At 44.8% G+C, this 824-nt stretch carries 1 pseudogene; it reads right to left on the reverse strand.

Annotated elements, in window-relative coordinates:
- A pseudogene (locus ACH0AK_RS14910) lies at positions 1 to 824 on the reverse strand (hypothetical protein); the annotation flags it as partial.

The raw sequence follows: 824 nt of genomic DNA on the forward strand, positions 1-824 counted from the left end.
TCTTTGACCAGTTCCAAGGCTTGTTCAGGTGTGGCGATTTCTGCTAAAAATGTATCAAAGTCCGTCTCCAAGGGAATCGTGATGCCCCGAATATCATATTGCGTGTATAGTTCTTGGCGATGATCATAGGCGGTATAGCTCATGGTCACATTGACATAGGGTGTTCCTGGACCATTATATGGAGAAAAATTGATTTGTTTCAGGGCGCCGATCCGTGGAGGTAATTTTTCATTTCCCGGTAAGTATTCATTCAGTGAAGTATCTGGATAAACTAATAGACTTTGATCATTCGTGTCTTTAGGAACGAACAATCCGCTCATACCGTCTGTGCCGGTTCGCATCTCATATCCAGATAGTTCTGGTGTTGTTTGTATGTATTCAAGGAACTGGTTTTGGACCGTAATCCAGCTAGCCAACTCGATTTTGGTGGTCGGATAAATCTCAACGGGGTCTTCTGGAGCATCAATGGCATCACCGAGCAAGCTGATCGACTGCCTTAGGATACTTGTCGAAGTCAAACGGTACAATTGGCTGACAGCTGTCTCTTTGGTTGATTCTTTTAAGTAGGGTCGGGTAAATTCAGCAAAGGCGGTAGCTTGGATGATCGGTGCAATTTTTGAACGGGCAAATCGGGTACTGAGGGGTAACGTACTTGGCCCTTCCATCACGTCTAAATAATCCGCTAGAACTAAATTATCAAATACGTTATGTTCGGCAGTCAGGGTATCCGTAAATCCTCGGAGTTTTGCCCATTCGTTCCATGTTTTTTCATCTTTTGCTGGCGAAGTGCCACTTAAATCAATCGCAACAGCCGGACGCGAGGT

It is taken from the genome of Enterococcus pernyi, from assembly GCF_045371165.1.
In the GTDB taxonomy this organism is placed as follows: domain Bacteria; phylum Bacillota; class Bacilli; order Lactobacillales; family Enterococcaceae; genus Enterococcus_B; species Enterococcus_B pernyi.